General features: G+C 40.1%; 14 protein-coding genes. 3 read left to right on the plus strand and 11 right to left on the minus strand.

From position 1 onward, the window contains the following. Positions 1–55: 55 nt before the first annotated feature. Both ACIQAA_RS08200 and ACIQAA_RS08205 read right to left on the minus strand, forming a co-directional pair. Positions 56–1,336, minus strand: a complete 1,281-nt coding sequence (locus ACIQAA_RS08200) for an extracellular solute-binding protein (protein ID WP_402617510.1) — start codon at positions 1,334–1,336, stop codon at positions 56–58. Positions 1,337–1,586: 250 nt separating this feature from the next. After that, positions 1,587–2,993: an amino acid permease gene (locus ACIQAA_RS08205; RefSeq protein ID WP_402617512.1), complete on the minus strand. Its 1,407-nt coding sequence runs from the start codon at positions 2,991–2,993 to the stop codon at positions 1,587–1,589. A 296-nt stretch (positions 2,994–3,289) separates the two neighbouring features. On the opposite strand from ACIQAA_RS08205, the gene ACIQAA_RS08210 reads away from it, so the two are divergent. From ACIQAA_RS08210 to alr, 3 genes are all read left to right on the plus strand, one after another. Then, positions 3,290–4,513, plus strand: coding sequence for a PucR family transcriptional regulator (locus tag ACIQAA_RS08210; protein ID WP_402617515.1), 1,224 nt, complete (start codon positions 3,290–3,292; stop codon positions 4,511–4,513). Between the two features lie 264 nt (positions 4,514–4,777). Then, a complete protein-coding gene (ald, locus tag ACIQAA_RS08215) occupies positions 4,778–5,911 on the plus strand; it encodes an alanine dehydrogenase (RefSeq protein WP_402617518.1) in 1,134 nt (377 codons plus the stop codon). Positions 5,912–5,975: 64 nt separating this feature from the next. After that, the gene (gene alr, locus ACIQAA_RS08220) at positions 5,976–7,157 is read left to right on the plus strand and encodes an alanine racemase (protein WP_402617521.1); all 1,182 of its coding nucleotides are present in this window, start codon (positions 5,976–5,978) and stop codon (positions 7,155–7,157) included. A gap of 47 nt (positions 7,158–7,204) precedes the next feature. On the opposite strand, the gene ACIQAA_RS08225 is transcribed toward alr, so the two are convergent. The 9 genes from ACIQAA_RS08225 to ACIQAA_RS08265 form a co-directional block, all read right to left on the minus strand. Next, positions 7,205–7,831, minus strand: a complete 627-nt coding sequence (locus ACIQAA_RS08225; protein WP_402617523.1) for a metal-dependent hydrolase — start codon at positions 7,829–7,831, stop codon at positions 7,205–7,207. A 134-nt stretch (positions 7,832–7,965) separates the two neighbouring features. Then, a complete protein-coding gene (locus ACIQAA_RS08230) occupies positions 7,966–9,750 on the minus strand; it encodes a S9 family peptidase (protein ID WP_402617526.1) in 1,785 nt (594 codons plus the stop codon). A gap of 124 nt (positions 9,751–9,874) precedes the next feature. Further along, positions 9,875–10,765, minus strand: a complete 891-nt coding sequence (locus ACIQAA_RS08235) for an aminoglycoside phosphotransferase family protein (protein ID WP_402617529.1) — start codon at positions 10,763–10,765, stop codon at positions 9,875–9,877. A 190-nt stretch (positions 10,766–10,955) separates the two neighbouring features. Beyond that, entirely contained in the window at positions 10,956–11,888 is a 933-nt protein-coding gene (locus ACIQAA_RS08240) for a carbohydrate kinase family protein (RefSeq protein ID WP_402617890.1), read from the minus strand. An 87-nt stretch (positions 11,889–11,975) separates the two neighbouring features. Continuing rightward, positions 11,976–13,445 carry a glycoside hydrolase family 32 protein gene (locus ACIQAA_RS08245; protein ID WP_402617531.1) on the minus strand — a complete coding sequence of 490 codons (1,470 nt, stop codon included), beginning with the start codon at positions 13,443–13,445 and terminating at the stop codon, positions 11,976–11,978. An 89-nt stretch (positions 13,446–13,534) separates the two neighbouring features. Beyond that, on the minus strand, positions 13,535–15,157 hold the full coding sequence (locus ACIQAA_RS08250; protein WP_402617535.1) for an ABC transporter substrate-binding protein: 1,623 nt from the start codon (positions 15,155–15,157) through the stop codon (positions 13,535–13,537). A gap of 20 nt (positions 15,158–15,177) precedes the next feature. Next, positions 15,178–16,065 carry a carbohydrate ABC transporter permease gene (locus tag ACIQAA_RS08255; protein ID WP_402617537.1) on the minus strand — a complete coding sequence of 296 codons (888 nt, stop codon included), beginning with the start codon at positions 16,063–16,065 and terminating at the stop codon, positions 15,178–15,180. A 15-nt stretch (positions 16,066–16,080) separates the two neighbouring features. Further along, positions 16,081–17,019, minus strand: a complete 939-nt coding sequence (locus ACIQAA_RS08260) for an ABC transporter permease (protein WP_402617892.1) — start codon at positions 17,017–17,019, stop codon at positions 16,081–16,083. 203 nt (positions 17,020–17,222) lie between these two features. Further along, complete coding sequence (locus ACIQAA_RS08265; RefSeq protein ID WP_402617540.1) at positions 17,223–18,533, minus strand: ABC transporter substrate-binding protein; 1,311 nt, start codon at positions 18,531–18,533, stop codon at positions 17,223–17,225. Between the last annotated feature and the right edge of the window lie 15 nt (positions 18,534–18,548).

Consider the following 18,548-nt stretch of genomic DNA (forward strand, 5'->3'; position numbering starts at 1 on the left):
ATCCCCCTATGAAATGACAGGTTGCCTTGAGGGAGGCAACCTGTATTTTAAAAGATTATTTCTTTCCTTGTTCGTTTTCCTTCTGCATATCTTCAGCTAATTCTTTTGGTGTCTTTTCACCAATCGTAATAGATTGTAAACCATTGTTGATCATGTCTGTTAACTCAGGTGTTAACGTGGCATCGTACACTGGTGCTAAACCGCCTTGTGCAAATCCGTTAGCTGTTTGGTAAATTTTAGGAATACTATCATCCATTTCTACTTGTACTGGAACAACAATATTAGACTTAGCTAATCCTTGGTACAGCTCATCACCATAGAAGTACTCTAAGAATTTAAATGCTGCTTCTTTCTTCTTGCCGGATAGTTCAGCATTTAGAGCGATACCACCGCCCGCTGCACCAGAAATTTTCGCAGTATCTCCTTCTCCGCCAAAGCTTGGGAACGGAGCAACACCGATATTATCAATATTTTCTACACCTTCTAGGATTGGTCCAATTGCCCAAGAACCTGCGAAGTGCATTGCAGCTTCTCCACTATTAAATAATGTTCTAGATTGTGCTTCATCAATCGTATTGAAATCTTCGTTAAATGCTTTAAGCTTCGCTAATTCTTCCACTACTGATAATGCTTTTACAAAGTTCTCATCTGTAAAAGAACCTTTACCACTTAAAGTATTTGGTAAGAATTCACTGCCTGTAAAACGATCTGCAATCGTTGAAATATAAACAGACTGTAAAGGCCAAATCGATTTATTACCTAATGCAATTGGTGTTGTTTTTTGGTCATGTAAAGCCTTGATTAAATCTTTTAACTCATCATACGTTTTTGGAAATTCTTCAAATCCTGCCTTCTTCACTGCATCTTTATGATAGTAAATCAAGCTAGTTTCACTAATGTTTGCTGGAATAGCGTACTGCTTTCCGTCAACTGCATAATCTTTCATGATACCTTCTGGGATTTTTCCTTCCCACGTATCAAGGATCTCATTTAAAGGAAGTAACGCTTTTCCTTCAACTAGAGGCTGAATACGTGCACCAGGCCATACACGGAACATATCCGGTAATTGTTTTCCTGCTGCTTGTGTTCTTAACTTTGTTTCATATTGATCATGTGGAATACTTTCAATTTTAACGTGGATACTATCTTTATTTTCTTCATTGAATTTAGCAATGATATCTTTATAAACCTTATATTCCGGACGATTTTCAGTCCAGTCATTCCAAACTGTTAGTTCTGTGACCTTGCTGTCTCCAGAAGCCTTCTCTTCTCCACCGCCACATGCGGTTAAAAATAGTAATAACAAGCTTAAGACTAATACGCCTAGCTTCTTCATGCTTTTTCCCCCTTAATCATATCAATCGCTTACATTTCTTATTGTAAAGGTTTTCATTTTTTACACTATCCGAAAAAATTTAAAAAATATCTGATAATTTACAGTCTTTTTAAAACGGTTTCATTTTTTACATCTAACAACAGTATGAGTTAATACCGTCAAAACAATAAATAAAAAAGCGTAAATGGACCTTACGCCCACTTACGCTTTTAATATAAAGAATTCAATTTTATGTGGTGACAGGCACCACTTATATCACTTTTTGAATTTGATCCTGATCTTGTTTTCCTCGTTTATGATATCCCTTTCCATAATAGAAAGCTGTTAAAATCCCGAGCCAAAGCGGCCCAACGATTAAAGCGATTCTTGTATCTGGGAAGAATGCCATTAACCCTACTACTAGAAGTAAGAATGCTAATGAAACGTAGGATGTGAATGGGAATAACGGCATTTTATATTTTAAACCTTTCAATTGATTTGGAGAAAGGCTCTTACGATACTTGATTTGTGATAACAAAATCATTGACCAAGTCCAAATCGCACCAAACGTTGAAATCGCTGTTACCCATGTAAATACTTTTGCTGGTACTAAATAGTTAAGAACGACACCTACTAATAGGGCACCCGCTGTTACTAAGACGGCAGCACTCGGAACACCATTCTTGTTTAATTTACCAAGACCCTTTGGTGCCTCATCATTTTCAGCTAAGTTGAATAACATACGTGCTGTACTGAAAATACCACCGTTACACGAAGATAACGCAGCCGTTAAGACAACGAAGTTAATGATTCCTGCTGCTGCAGGTATCCCAAGCTTATCAAACGTCAATACGAACGGACTGCCTTGTGCACCGATTTCAGTCCAAGGATAAATCGACATAATGACAAACAATGCACCTACATAGAAAATAAGAATTCGCCAAAATACAGAATCAATGGCTCTCGCGAGTGTTTTCTCAGGATTCTTTACTTCCCCGGCCGTAATACCAATCATCTCAATACCTAAGAAAGCAAACATAACCATTTGTAATGACATTAATACCCCAGTGATACCATTAGGAAGGATACCACCGTTCTCCCAAAGATTGCTGATACCAGTAGCAATACCGCCATTACCAATTCCTAAAACAATCATTCCAATACCACTTACAATCATGAACACGATCGTTACAATCTTAATTAAAGCAAACCAAAATTCAAGTTCACCATACGCTTTTACATTAAGGAAATTGACGGCTGCCATAATCACTAATGCTGCCAGTGCCCAAATCCAGCGGGGTACTTCAGGGAACCAATACTCCATGTAAATTCCTGCTGCCGTAATCTCAGCCATACAAGTAACAACCCATAAGAACCAATAATTCCATCCAGTTAAGAAACCAGGCAACGCACCTAAATAGTCACGAGCATATTGACTAAAGGATCCGGCAACAGGTTTTTGAATCGCCATCTCACCAAGTGCCCTCATAATAAAGAACATAATCATACCGGCAAATGCATAACCGAGAATAATACCAGGACCCGCAAGCTTAATAGCCGTTGCTGACCCTAGAAACAGACCTACCCCAATCGCTGCTCCTAGAGACATTAGCGTAATATGTCTTTCTTCTAAACCTCTTTGTAGTTGATTTTGATTTGTTGATTGATTTTTTTGCATATTCTTCCCCCTAGTTTGGTTGAAATATCCTATTCCCCTTTTACAGTAGAAAAGATAAAATATTATTCGAATAAAACTTATGGTTTGTATTTAAATAATATCCTCCTATTCTTTTTATTGAATGATAGCGTTTACAATAACAACAAAAAAATAAAAAGTGAAAACTTTTCAAAATTAATATAACATATTTGTGAACAAATTATATTGTAGTATAAATACAAAAATATTAAAAGCATATTGTTTAAAATTACAAAATTGTTACATGATGCACAATCTCATTGATAGAGGTGGTATAAATGAAAAACGATCCGTTTCGTGCTAGTTTTGATAGTCTAGAAGAATTTGCAGATATGGTAAGTGAAGTTCTACATTGTCCGATAACCATAGAAGATGCGAACCATCGTCTCCTTGCCTACAGTACCCATGATGATCGGACCGACCCGGCACGGATTGCCACGATCATCGGCCGACGTGTACCTGAAAAAGTCATCAATTCCTTATGGAAGGAAGGGGTCATTCCTTCCTTGTTAAACAGCCGTGAGCCTGTACGGGTTAAGACGGTAGATGAGATTGGGCTGGGAAATAGAGTCGCGGTATCGATTTGGAAAAACGATGAAGTACTCGGCTTCATTTGGGCGTTAGAGATTGAAAAAACACTAGGTGACGAAGAAATGGACTGTTTAAAGCGTGCAGCGGACGCCACAAAAAATAAACTGATTCAGCTGCAGAACCGGAAAAATAAAAAAGAAGAGCAATTTCAAGAGTTTTTCTGGCAGCTGTTAACGAGTCATCTTTCTTCCAATGAAGAAATTACGAATAAGTTTCATGCACTGCAAATTTCGCCTCCTTCTTTATTTGCGGTTGCCGTTTTTCAATTTTCAAAGGAATTAGGAAGAGATGATGAAAAGCATATCGCTTATCTATTAAAAACAATTCAACTGCCAAAGATATTGCTGCACACGATTGACCATCAACAATTAATCTTGTTTATTGCTCTTGATGGAATTGGGCAGCCAGTGAATAAACTAAATGCATTTTGTGAGCTGTTTGTAGCGAAGATGAAAGAGCGATTTGGAATTGATTCAATTGTTCAGGGCTATAGCAGTGTTTATAGTGATTTAGGAAAAGTGGAAAAATCATACAAAGAAGCTCGAACCGTGCTATCAGTAAAAAGAAAGTTCCCTGTTGAAGCAAAAGAAATCCACGGCTATCAAAGCTTAGGAATCTATAAGTATATTGATGTATTGATAGAAAAAGCGGGAACAGACCAAAATGAAAACTATTCTCTGAAAAAGCTTCAAGAATACGATAAAAAAAATAACACCGACCTCGTGGAAACATTAGAAGTCTTTTTAAACAAAGACAGCAATGTCCATGAGGCCGCATGCGCACTAAATGTGCACACCAACACACTAAATTATCGGCTCAAGCGAATATCCGAAATTGGTGAAATCAATCTAAGAGACCCAAACCAAAAAATAACCCTCTACTTAGACCTTAAACTGGAAAAGTTCAAATAATAGTGGTGCCTGTCCAAGGTGACACCTTGTCACAGATGGTGACAGGCACCATCTGTTTGAAAATTTCAACAAAAGAAATTTTGATTTTTTCACTATGTAGGCTCCGTTATTTTTCCTTTTATATCAAGGTTTTTGTGAACGTTTTGTGTAAATACACAAATAGAATCCTGTTATTTCTGCTTTCTAAACAAAGAAAAAATGTTTCGAAGGGATTATTCTAAAGTCAGAAAAAATCACTTAAGACTTCTAAGGGGGATAACGATAATGATTATTGGCGTAGTGAAAGAAATCAAAAACAATGAAAACCGTGTGGCATTAACTCCAGCAGGGGTGGTTTCATTTGCACAAGCTGGACATAAAGTATTAGTTGAAAAAGGGGCCGGAATTGGAAGCGGTTTCGTAGATGTAGATTACGCTCAAGCAGGTGCTGAATTAATAGAGTCAGCTGCTGATGTTTGGAATCAATCTGAAATGATCATGAAAGTGAAAGAACCACTTGAAAGTGAATACAAATACTTCCGTTCAGGTTTAGTATTATTTACGTACCTGCATTTAGCTGCAGAACCTGCGTTAGCACAGGCTCTTAAAGATAGCGGCGTTATCGCAATTGCTTATGAAACCGTTTCTGTTAACCGTACGCTTCCGCTTCTTACACCAATGAGCGAAGTTGCTGGCCGTATGTCTGCGCAGATTGGGGCACAATTTTTACAAAAGTTCAATGGCGGTAAAGGGATCCTTCTCGCTGGTGTTCCAGGGGTTAGCCGTGGTAAAGTAACGATCATTGGCGGCGGTATTGTTGGAACAAACGCAGCAAAAATGGCGATTGGTTTAGGCGCAGATGTAACGATTATTGACTTAAGCGCAGACCGTCTTCGTTACTTAGATGATATCTTTGGAAACCAAATTAAAACATTAATTTCAAATCCTTTCAACATTGCTGAAGCTGTAAAAGAAGCTGACTTAGTCATCGGTGCGGTATTAATTCCAGGGGCAAAAGCTCCTAAATTAGTAACGGAAGAAATGGTTAAAACGATGAAGCCTGGTTCTGTGATCGTTGACGTTGCGATTGACCAAGGCGGAAGCGTTGAAACGATTGACCATGTAACCACTCACGACAACCCAACATTTGAAAAACATGGCGTTGTTCACTACTCCGTGGCGAACATGCCTGGGGCGGTTCCAAGAACATCTACAATGGCTCTTACAAACGCAACCGTTCCATATGCATTGCAAATTGCCAATAAAGGTGTTGTGAAGGCCATCTCTGAAAATCCAGCATTAAAGCTTGGAGTCAACGTGGCGAACGGTGAAATTACCTATGAAGCAGTAGCAAGAGACCTTAACTATGTATACGTACCAGTGGAAGAAGCATTGGAAAAAGAAATCGTATTGAACTAACCATCTAGGTACCCTCAAGTTAATCTTGAGGGTATTTTCATAGGGAATTCAGGGAGGGAGAATGGTGAATCATCATAGTTATCGAGATACATGGGCGGAAGTTTCAATAACTGCCATTAAACACAATGTTAACCAATTTAAAAAATATATCGGTTCGCCCGTGAACTTAATGGCTGTGGTAAAAGCTGATGGTTATGGTCACGGGGCCGTCCCAGTTGCTAAAGCCGCTATAGAAGCAGGTTCAGATTACCTGGCAGTGGCTATTTTGGATGAAGCGATTGAACTGCGTGAGGCAGGGATAACTCAGCCAATTCTGGTATTGGGATATACCCCCGTTCGCTCCATTCGGCAGGCAATGATCGCCGGGGTAGATATTACTGTATTTAGTGAGGAAGTACTTGATGAAATTATTTTACAGTCCGGTGTGCTTCAAAAAACCGTATCCATCCATTTAAAAATCGATACCGGTATGACCCGAATTGGTGTGCAAACACGCGAAGAAGCACTGGTTTTAGCAGTCAAAGCATTGGAGTCACCATTTATTGTTCTTAAAGGTATTTTCACTCATTTCGCTAACGCTGATAGTGAGGATCCATCCTACACACGACAGCAATTCGAGCGATTTCGTTCTGTTACTTCCTATTTAGATGACAACGGAATCTTTATCCCTTTAAAGCATTGCTGTAATACGGCTGGGACAATGAATTTTCCTGAAATGCACCTAGATATGGTCCGTGTCGGAATTGGTTTATACGGTTTGTATCCGGACGTGTCATTGAAGGAGCATCCCATTTCACTTCAGCAAGCGATGACACTTAAAACAAAAATTGCTTGGCTGAAAAATGTAGCCAAGTCGCAGCCAATTAGCTATGGATGCACCTATACCCCATCAACGGAAAGAATAATAGCCACACTACCCATTGGTTATGCGGACGGACTATCTAGACATCTTTCCAACTGCGGTCAATTTCTTGTCCATGGACAAAAGGTTCTAGTAGCAGGCCGCGTCTGCATGGACCAAACGATGATTGATGTAACCAGCGTACCCTCTTGCCAGCAGGGAGATGAAGTAGTTATTTTTGGGGGAAATGGTGAAGCTTTTCAATCCGTTGATGAAATCGCGCTTCTTATGGGGACGATAAACTATGAGGTTGTGTGTTTAATTGGGAAACGTGTTCCGCGTATTTATACTGTTTTAAAAAATGAAATCCACGATCAAGTCCTGCAAACCGTTGAATCTACATAATTCTTGAAAAACAGGTCACATCAACTTTGGATGTGACCTGTTTTAAACTATAATTCTATCTTTGAAACAGGTAATAACAGCTTAATCCCGCGTTTATTAAACGGTAATATTTTTAAATCGGCAATTAAATGACTGATATATCCCCCAAGACAGGCATAGAAAACCCCATGTATTCCAAGTGACCCTTCTAGTTTTGAAGATATTACCCCAAAGAAAATGACGCCCAAGATAGAATGAGTATAGCTGCGGTGCGAGGAGATCGAAGCTGCGACGATATAAACCCCAAGCAGAATTAACCATACCTCCGATAATGAAATACCTCCCGCAAGGACACCAACTCCTGTGATGGTTAGCATGTGCTTTTGTTTGATAAACGACGAGACAATCAAAATCGCCAGTCCGCATCCGATACCAAACCATTTATCAACTGCTCTGCCCTCATAAAAACTATAGAAGACCATTAGAATCCCAATAAACAAGGCAGCCAGTCGAATCACTTTATGGGATAAGGTAATTTTTCCGCGAAGCTTTCCATCAATATCCAAATCAGGCATTAAGCCCGAAACTGCTCCTAGCCCAACTAGGATGATTGTCTCAGTTGGAGAGGAATGGAAGGTGTTGGCCGCAATAAATCCTGTTGCAGCTCCAATTGCTGTATGTGCAGTACCATTCAAATTAAATCCACCTCTATTTTGATAATAAATCTTATCATACAGCAAAACATTTGTTCTGTTTAGAAGTTTCTTATAAAACCCTACTATTATCCTATGAAAAAATAGCCAGGCAGGCAGCCAGGCTATTTCAATCACTACTTTCCTAAATACTTTTCAAGAAACTCAGCCATCTCCGAATAGGAATTTATTTTATTTTTTAGTTTCATCATCGTATGGCCTTCCTCTTCGATGCGAATATACCGGACTGGATGTTTTCGTTTCTTTAGTTTACTGACAATCTGATCGGATTCCTGGATGGAAACACGAGGGTCATTAACTCCATGAATAATCATTAGCGGTGCTGTAATCTTATCCGCATGATTCAAGGGGTCAATTTGGTCAAAAAAATCGCCATCCTTTTCAATCGTACCATATTCGACCTCTCGCAATTTTTTTCGCCAAGGACTGGTTGTTTGCAGGAATGTTCGGATACTCGACATACCTACGATATCAATGGCCGCTGCCCACAATTCCGGAAAGTGGCTGATGGCAGCGAGGACGATAAATCCGCCATAGCTCCCTCCGACAATCGCTGCCTTATCAGCATGAATGTCCCCTGCTTTTTTCAGCCATTCCATTAAAAAAATAACATCCTTTACCGCGTCCATTCGTTTTCGCCCATCATCGAGATGTGTGTAGGTTTTTCCATAACCAGTACTGCCTCGGATATTCGGGGCGACCACGGCATAACCCTGGTTTAAGAAATATTGCAAAAAGGGGCTGTACACCGCACGGCTTTGGCTTTCCGGTCCTCCATGAATATAGACAACCACCGGGGCTTTCTCAGCATTACGATTGGGCTTATAGTAAAAGGCAGGTATTGGAAGCTGGTCAAAGGACGGGAACGATATTTGTTCTGGCTCAATTAGTTTTTCCTCAAGAATGGGTGCGCGCGAGATATAGGTTAGCCGCTTCGCTTGGAGAGTCTTTATGTCCACCTCCCATATGTCAGGAGGATGGGCGGGTCCATTTAATACAAAGCCCAGCTTTTGTTGATTAGGTGAGAATCTGAGATTATAAATCACTCCCATGGGTGTATCCCACGTATATAATTTACTTCGGTCCAGGTCAACGAGGCAGCCCTTTGAAATTCCCCCTTCATTGACCGAAAAAGCTAATTTGTTTTTATCCTTATTCATGGCTAGGTCTTCAAGGTCCCACTCTTCTCTCTCCAGCCAGGTAAATTGCTTTGTAGATAACTCAATCAATGCGAGTCCAAAGAACTCACTGTCCTGATTGGTTAAAAAATATAGATGGTCCCCTTCCTTATTAAAATGAAAATCCTTATAACTGGCTTCACCTTGATGCTCAGTAATCCAGTCCATTTTTCCCGTAGAAAGTGAAAATACCCCTAAATCATGATCAAGGGGAGAGTTTGCCTTTTTTACTAAAAGCGATTTTCCATCAGGAAACCACTTTTCAACCATGTACGTTCCGTCTTCGGTAAATACCCGGCGAATTTCCAAGGTCTCTAGATTCTGAATATAAATATCCAAATAAGCTTGATTCCGGCGGTTACTGGACCAAGCAATCCATTTCCCATCTGGCGAGCTGTCGCCAAATAAATGAAGATGTTCAGGTGAGTTGGTCAAAGCGATTTTATCACCATTCTCCTTTAATAAGTACAGCTGCTCTTTTTCATCGCCGTCCGCGTCCATCCCAAAAACCAAGTCTGACGTTCCAGCAATATATTTAATAAAGGTGATTCCTTTCATCGTAAAAGAGGTTTGCGCCGGCCACCTGTCCTCCCGATCAAGCTCCCATACCTGCGGGATCCCAGTAAAATCCGAAATAAAGCTAATTTTCTTTCCCCTCGGGTCGTATTCAAAACTTTTTACCATACGAACGTGGATATAAGGGTCAATGGTTATTTCCTTCATTCCATTACCACCATTCACTTTAACTTTTTAAAAAAGCTCCCCCTTTCATTCTATTTAAATTGGTTTCTGTTCATTCGGTATTATTTGGCAGAAAAATGACGATTCAAATTTGAATCGCCTTTCCTTACTCTAGAAATTCAATAAACCATTTCACACATTGATAGGTTGTTTCCCAATCCGCTAGATCTTCTACACCCCAGCATGCATACAGGGTTCCTAGTGCAATGGCAGCTTTTAGCAGTCGCTCGCGATCAAGCCCCATCTGTTCGCTGATTGTATCGACACGAAGCTTCAGGATACTTTTTGGATCAGGCTTTGACTCTAATTGATTGGTTAAAAAAGAAACCACATCAAAATATCGGTCCCCTGCGACCCCTTTTGGGTCAATGGCCATCCAGCCCTTTTGTTCAGAATAGAGAATATTTTCATGGTGCAGGTCGCCGTGAAGCAGCTGGGGTCCTTCCGATGTTTCCATTACCTGTTGAAAAAACTCCTCTGCTAACTGAACATGTTCCAATGAAATGGGGCCCACACCGGCCTTCCGGTAGCGCGTTAACCCCTCAAACCAGCGTGTGAGAGAAGGCGTCGAGGTTCCTTCTGGTACAGGTATGCGAATCGCCTGCCAAACTTTTATGAAGTTCTCTAAAACAACCATTTCATCACTTTCAGCTGAAAGCATTCTTCCAGGGACGAGTCGTTCGAGCAGCATGACGCCATTTTCAGGGTCAGACTTCAAAAGCTTAGCACATCCCTCCCCATTATAGGCTTGAAGTGTCACCATCTCATTTCTGGTGTCAAAGTTCGGAACACCAAGTTTCAAAATCAAAGGAGTTCCATTTGAACCCGTAACTTTTAAAACAAAATTATAAGAAAGATTATCAACAGGACCTTCACTCGTGAGCTCCCATTTTTGTAAATAGGTCTCGACTGTTTGCTCTAAAGACTTTAACCAAGTCTCCCCAGCTGGGCCAAATGCGCTGGTGATTTTCTCCTGAAATTCACTAGAAATTTGCATAATATGATTTGCTCCTTATTTTTACGATTACCAGAATAATAAATTCAACATTTCACCCCTAAACTCCTTTTTTAACACAAAAAGAGCGAATCAAGGGGGACGATCCGTCTTTTTTCTAACTACCTTTTATGCTGTTGCTTTTGCTTTATTTTTTGCAACTGTTTTGATGATGAATGGTACTACCCAGTCTTCAGGATAATCCAGATAAAATGTCTTCTAACGTAGGTATTGCAGAAATTGCACCTACCTTCGTACATACCAAGGCACCTACTTTATTACTAAAATAAATAATTTCTTTAAGTTTTTCAAAGTCTTCTATCTCGGGGTTATCTTTTGCAAATTGGTATAAGGTTGCACCAACGAATGCGTCACCAGCACCAGTGGAGTCAATGGATTTTATTTTTACACTAGGAACAATTTCGCTATTTTTCCCATTTGACAGATACGTTCCAACACTCCCTAATGTTACAGCGACTACTTTTGCTCCTAATTCATGAAGATAATTTGTTCCCTCAGCCAAGTTATTAATTCCTGCAATCAGTTTTAGCTCCTCATCACTCACTTTAACAAAATCAGCAAAGGCGATTCCTTTCTTTGCCAAGTCGATAAATTCAGGAATCCTGTTTTTCCATAGATCTTTTCGGTAATTAGGATCAAATGAAATAAATTTCCCTTGTTCCTTTGCAATACGCATTACATGAAAATAAGTGGATTGAAAGGGGTCGCTTAGTAAAGCGGTGGCAGAGCCAAAATGATGTATAGCGGCCTCATTAAGCTTCTCAGAATCAATTTCTTCCTCCACTAAAAAAGCATCAGCTCCGCGATTAAATACAAAATCTCTTTCGCCATTTGCCTGTAAGGATACAAAGGCCAATGTGGTTGGGTGTAAATCATCGAATACAACCATTGAGGTATCGACTTGGACGTCATCAAGAGTCTTCTTTAGAAATTGCCCAAAAGGGTCATTCCCAACTTTTCCACTAAAAACAGCTGTACCTCCTAATTTCGCAATCGTCGCGCAGACATTTGCCGGTGCTCCCCCAGCCTGTTTTTGAAAATTTTGTCCTTCTATTAAGTTAATGTCCACATCGGTACAGAAAAAATCGATTAATAATTCACCCATACATATAATTGATGAACCCAAACCAAACACCATCCTTTTAAAAAATAAAGCTCTAACCAATTGAACGATTAGAGCTTCCATACTAAATTACTTGCTCCAAATGGAATCAAGTTCCGTTACGTTTACTTTCAACACATTTGTGGTCCCTTCATTTGAAAACAAAACGAGTTCTTGCGCTGATTCAGACGGAAACAATAAGCTTGTAATAGCAGCCTCACCATTGTTTCCAAACACCTCAATGGAGGATGTATCTAAGAACAACTGAAGTTTCAACCTTTGATCATCTAACTTTAATGGGGCTTCTTGTACCGCTGGGAAGGATGTCGAAAAGCTATGTTCTCCAGAAAGTGTTCGGTCAACAAATAGCTTTTCCTCTGCTGCATTATAACCAATTACGGTTTTTTCTTCCTCAGAGTGCCGTATGATTAATCCATATTGGCTTGAACTTTCTTTTTCAAACTCAATCGTTATTTCCATTAAAGAATGAGTTAACGGAATTGAAACACCGTTCCCTGATTCAACTGACATTTTTGGATATGATTCCGTTTCTTTTCTAATTCTACTAACCTCAGCAACGGGTTTTTGGAATAAGCGGACGCCAGCCTCAGTGGCAGCTAACGATAATTCTCTTGGTAACGTCATCGCGCTTCGCCACACCTCAGTTGGCACTTGATTGGCATAGCGCCAGTTACTCATCCAGCCAAGATAAATACGTCTTCCATCTTGGATATCGGACCAGCTCACACCCGCATAATTATCACGGCCGTAATCTAACCAAAGAATCGTCGAATCGTCATGGTCATTCACAAAAGTGGTTCCATCAAACTGGCCGATAAAATATTGTGTTCTCGAACCTTCTGCTGATTGGCCGTTATCACCTATACTTACAATCATTACCCACTTTTCTTGTCCGCCATCTACTGGTAGTTTGAATAAGTCAGGGCATTCCCAAACGCCATCATGTGAACCGGCAGTATGTCCAAATTCGCTGGCAAACTCCCATTCTTTTAAGTTAAGGGAAGTATAAATCGTAATCGTTTGTCCAGTCGCCAGAACCATCACCCATTTATTTGTCTCTTCATGCCAAAAAACTTTTGGGTCACGGTAATCGGTAATGTTTACGTCTGAAAGAACAGGATTGCCTTCAAATTTCACCCAGGTTCTTCCATTGTCCTTACTGTAAGCTAAGCTTTGTTGCTGAAGCGGTCTATCCGAATCAGGGTAAGTGCCGGCACTCGTATAAATTGCCACCAATCCTGGTTGATCTTTTTCAAAAAAGCCTGTGGTATTTTCCCAGTCGACGACCGCGCTCCCTGAAAAAATGGCACCCAGTTCATCCGGGTATAAGGCAATCGGCAGGTGCTCCCAATGAATCAGGTCCTTACTTACCGTATGTCCCCAGTGCATTGGTCCCCAGGTCGTACCAAATGGATGGTGTTGATAGAACAAATGATATTCATCATTAAAAAAGACCATTCCATTCGGATCATTCAGCCACTTTTCTTCCGGTGAAAAGTGAAATTGTGGACGATACTGCTCTTTATAGGTTTTTATCATTTATATCGCTCCTTATTCTATTAAATTAGTAACAAGGGGCTGTACAATTGCCAAAGCACCTGTACAGCCTTGAGACTATTTACCGAGTATTATTCCTGATTTCGATCGTAACCTTTTTGCTTAATATCCAGCCATTCTTGTAATCCAAGTCGATCTAATTCTGCTAGATACTCATTCCATTCTTTTTCAACTCCGCCATTGGCAATCCATTCCGCACGTTTTCGCTTTATATAAGCAAACAAATCTGTTTCGATCACAGAAAGTCGATCTAGGTCCTCAATTGAGAAAAATACACGTGGGTAAATATTATCTGCTTCCATGTAAGGAACCATAACTTCTTTCATTAAGTTCAATCTCCAAGCAGCATCGTCTGGTTTCGTTGTAACAGTACCATAGTAGCTATCTAAGATGGCTAACGGTCCGCCGACAGATGTTTTTTCTCTCAATTCAACAGGTGCGGTACCTTCTAAAGGAAGGTGTTTTAGCATTTTTGTTGCCTCATCCATTTCAAAGATGTTTTGTTGCTTTTCATCCCCATACGTACCCCAGTTATTCTGTACAGATTGAGACGGATCATAAAGCTGGTCAATCCACTTTGCTGTTAATTCTAGATTTTTATTTGCGGATGTTACTACTAAACGTGAGCGGTCAAAGCCCATTCCATTTGTTCTCGCAACATTTTGATGTCCTTCAGGACCTTTTAATGGAGCTAACAGATCGTAATCATCGCCCATTCCAGTGATATTTCCTTTATCCCAGGTGAAGTACAAACCATATTTTTTGTCTCGGCCTTTTGCTAGATACGTATTCCAATCATGTTCAAATGCCTCAAAATCGACTAGTCCTTCATTGTATAAATCGTTGAACCAGCTAATAGCCTTTTTATAGCTTTCATCAGCCGCCGTAAGTTTTACTTCTCCATCATTGGTGACAACCGTGAAATCCCAGTTATCGCCTAGGCCAAATGCACCGAATAAAGAATGGGGATCTTGTCCGCCATCATTAATGATGAATGACATTGGGATTTCGTCTGCTTCGCCATTACCATTTGGATCCTGTGTTTTAAACGCAAGTAATACTTGCTTTAACTCTTCGGTTGTTTTTGGAACTTCTAATCCTAACTTGTTTAACCATTCCATATTAATCCATGGGAAAGCGTCGACGGAGTGAATACTTTCTTTTCCTTCACCTAACTCCTCAATCCATGGGAACGCATAGATATGTCCATCAGGAGCCGTCATCATTGATTTATATTGTGGTGCTTTTTCAAGGACTGCTTGCAAGTTCGGCATATACTGAATTAAATCCTCAACCGGTACAATCACTCCATCCTTCGCATGCTTCAATAATTCATAATCGCTGAAACCAGCATTTAAGATAGCGTCTGGAAGTTCACCACTCGCGATAGCTAAATTTCTTTTTTCATTAAAGATATCCGTGGTATAGTTTCTCCAATCAATTTTTACACCTGTTTGATCTTCTAAGCGTTGAAAAATTAACTTCTCATTTGGATCCTCCGGTGCTAACGGTGAACTGGATGTCATAATCTTTAAGGTTTTTTCTTCTTTCAATGGAAAGGTTACATCCTTTAGCCCATAATCCTTAGAAGAAAAACTTTCGCTGCCGCCGCTTTTGCTGGTACAGCCAGTTAAAAGTAATGACCCTGAAAGCAGTAGAGCTGAAGCCGTTGTAAGCATTCTTTTTTTCATCATAAACCCCCACTTTTTTTGTATTATTTTAGTGAACCAACCATTACTCCCTTTTCAAAATACTTTTGGAAGAATGGGTACATAATCAATAACGGTAAACTTGCAATTACAATCGATGAATAGCGGATCATTTCTGAAATTCTCATTAGCTCGTTTCTTGCCTCTACATCCGCAACCATACCAGGCTGTACTTCGTTTTGAATCAGAATGGACCGTAATACTAATTGCAGCGGATGTAATTCTCGATCATCAAGGTAGATCATGGCGTCGAAGTAGGCATTCCATTGTCCAATGAAGGCATATAAAGCTAGAACAAAGATAATCGGTTTGGATAAAGGTAAAATGATTTTAAAAAAGATTTTTAAATCGGAGGCGCCATCGATTCTTGCTGCTTCCTTCAGCTCATTTGGAACCGCTTTAAAATATGTTCTAGCGAGAATAATAAACCAGACATTAACAGCACCAGGCAGGATAATCGCCCAAATTGTATTCAGCATCCCTAAATCACGAATAACAAAATAAGTCGGGATTAATCCTCCTCCAAAAAACATGGTAAATAAGAAGAAAACCATAAATACTTTTTTTCCAACTAAGCCTTCTACCGATAACGTGTATCCGGCAAAGAGACAAACGAGAACGGTCACAATCGTAAACCCAGTGGAATAAAGAAGTGAATTTATAAATCCTCTCACAATGGTGTCGTCCGTAAAGAGTCGCGTATAACCTTCTAACGACCAATCAGAGGCATTTAACGATAGTCCTTTTCGAATGATTGCATTCGGTTCTAAGAAAGACGACAGAAAGACATACAATAGAGGTCCAACTATGACAAGGACGATAATCGTTAGTAGAATATTATTGGTCAGAAGCAGAATTCGGTCGCCCTTTGGATGTTTGATTTGGTTGTTCATACTTTTCCTCCTTCCTTAAACAAGTCCTTCGCCTTCGTTTAGTTTCTTAACCACTTGATTGACAACTCCAAGTAAAATCACATTTACTACTGCATTAAATAATCCAAAGGCAGTCGCAAACGAATAATCTCCCGCTAGCAGTCCTCGTTTATAAACATAAGTGGCGATAATTTCTGATGATGGTGAATTCATTGGTGTTTGCAATAAATAGGCTTTTTCAAAACCGATCCCCATAATGCCTCCAGCCGCCAAGATAAACAATACGGCCATTACTGGCTTTAACGTAGGAAGATCGATATGCCAGATTCGTTGTAGGAGTGACGCCCCGTCGAGTGTTGCCGCTTCATGAAGCTGCGGGTCAACGTTCGCAAGTGCGGCAACATAAACTATCGATGCCCAGCCAGCCCCTTGCCAAACTCCCGACCAAATGTAGATGGACCTAAAATAGTCAGGATCAGACATGAATGAAATCGGCTTATCCAAAAAGGTTGATAACAACGCATTAACTGGTCCAACCGGTGATAGAAAAAGAAACACCATCCCCGAAACCACTACCACTGATATGAAATGCGGTGCATATAGTGCTAATTGAATATTCTTTTTCACACTTGATTTTCTGAGTTGGTTTAACATAAGAGCCAATATGATTGGAATAGGAAATCCTATCAACAGTTCAAACGAACTTAATTTAATCGTGTTCATTAATATTTCGATGAAATTAGGTGACGTTAGGAAACTTGTAAAATGTTTAAAACCTACCCATTCACTCCCTGTGATCCCCCTGATTGGACTAAAATCTTTAAAGGCAATCGTCGCCCCGTATATGGGGATGTACTTAAATATAATTGTAAGAATAACGGCAGGAGCAATAAGCAAATAAAGAATGTAGTTCTTTTTAATGTAAGTCAGGTTTTTGCTTAGTTTTGTAGTTGCTGCTGGTTTACTAACCGGTATCGTTTGCTCCGCTTTTACTATTTCTTCCACTCTCTTACCCTCCTATTCAGATAATCTGTTGAAAGCACTTTCAACTTGGGTTAAATATAACAAAAAGGAAGAAAATAAGAGTTTAATATTTTTGGTTGATGCCTTTTAAAATTTTCGGGAGTTGATATCGCTTTCACACCATAAGAAAATCCTCTAGTTTCCAAACTAGAGGATTACTTTTTGATATCTTTTAAACCATTATTAATCTTCTCTACGGCTATGTTTGCGGCTTCTTCAACATTTTTTCCTTCCAGCCCGACTTCTTCAAATAGATCCTTAATCGCTTCGCTGATGACTGGATAGGCTGGAGTTACCGGTCGATTTTTCGAGTAGTTTTGGTCTTGTTGGACAAAGATATTCTTGGGATATTCATTGAGTTCAGGGAAGTCTTTTGCGACTGAATATCTCGCAGGTAAGTCACCGGAGATTTCGACGAACAATTTCGAACCCTCATACCCTGTAGCGAATTGTACAAATTCCCAGGCCTCCTCCGGATGCTTGGATTTGGAGGATATCCCAAGTGCCCAGCCGCCATTCGGGACAACTTGATTTTGCCCCTTCGGCAGCGGGGCGACCCCAAAATCTTCTCCTAACACAAAATCAGGAGTTTGTTGCAATTCCGACATGGCCCAAGAACCCAATACCGTCATCCCAAGCTTATCTGTTTCGAAAGGAGCTGGAGGCATTTCAGCCGACGCTACACCATGCTTATGATATAAATCTTGATAAAATTGCAAGGCTTGTAAGGCTTCAGGAGAATTGAGATACCCCTGTGCGGTTGACCCATCCGGACTAAGAACATCCGCTCCGAACTGCCAAAGAATCGGCATTTTAAAATAAGCTGGACCTTCTCCGACCCCAAAGCCTTGAGCCGGATCTATCCCTATTACACCTTTTGCAGGATTGTTGATTTTTTTCGCAATCTCCAGCACTTCATCCCACGTCATGGGGTTGTTTGGATTTCCTGATGGAAAAGGGATTCCCGCCTCCCTGAAAAGATTCATATTGTAAAATAAGGCAATACTCGACTCGACAATTGGGGCAAGGTAAATTTCATCCTTATAAGTTAAACCCTTTAATATTCCTTCAGGTATATCTTCAATATTCCCTTCCGCTTTCATATAGGAATCAATCGATAATAGCGAGCCGGAATTTGCATAAAGAGCCAGGTTAGGGCTATCAATCGCCATGATATCGGGATGGTTTCCTGCCGCCAGTTCGGTTCGAAGCCTTAATTCGTATTCACTTCCCCAGTGCATCGATTGCATATTAATCTTAATATTAGGGTGCGCTGCTTCAAAAGCAGCAACCACCTCTTCATAGGCTTTGTTAAACGCTGGATTCGCTAAGTTTCGTAAAAAGGTCAGCTCGACTTGTTTTGCCTGTTTCTCTTTATCTGGGCTGTCACTTGATAAAATAAAAAAATAAAAAAAGGCAAAACCCGCTATACTAAAAAGAATGATGAGCGTTAACCATTTCTTCACCTGAATACCCCCCTC

Source organism: Neobacillus sp. NPDC093182 (assembly GCF_044754045.1).

Coding starts and splice junctions, on each gene's coding strand:
- ACIQAA_RS08200 (WP_402617510.1), bottom strand. CDS start 1,336: ATGAAGAAGCTAGGCGTATTAGTCTTAAGCTTGTTATTACTATTTTTA.
- ACIQAA_RS08205 (WP_402617512.1), bottom strand. CDS start 2,993: ATGCAAAAAAATCAATCAACAAATCAAAATCAACTACAAAGAGGTTTA.
- ACIQAA_RS08210 (WP_402617515.1), top strand. CDS start 3,290: ATGAAAAACGATCCGTTTCGTGCTAGTTTTGATAGTCTAGAAGAATTT.
- ald (WP_402617518.1), top strand. CDS start 4,778: ATGATTATTGGCGTAGTGAAAGAAATCAAAAACAATGAAAACCGTGTG.
- ACIQAA_RS08230 (WP_402617526.1), bottom strand. CDS start 9,750: ATGAAGGAAATAACCATTGACCCTTATATCCACGTTCGTATGGTAAAA.
- ACIQAA_RS08235 (WP_402617529.1), bottom strand. CDS start 10,765: ATGCAAATTTCTAGTGAATTTCAGGAGAAAATCACCAGCGCATTTGGC.
- ACIQAA_RS08240 (WP_402617890.1), bottom strand. CDS start 11,888: ATGGGTGAATTATTAATCGATTTTTTCTGTACCGATGTGGACATTAAC.
- ACIQAA_RS08245 (WP_402617531.1), bottom strand. CDS start 13,445: ATGATAAAAACCTATAAAGAGCAGTATCGTCCACAATTTCACTTTTCA.
- ACIQAA_RS08250 (WP_402617535.1), bottom strand. CDS start 15,157: ATGATGAAAAAAAGAATGCTTACAACGGCTTCAGCTCTACTGCTTTCA.
- ACIQAA_RS08255 (WP_402617537.1), bottom strand. CDS start 16,065: ATGAACAACCAAATCAAACATCCAAAGGGCGACCGAATTCTGCTTCTG.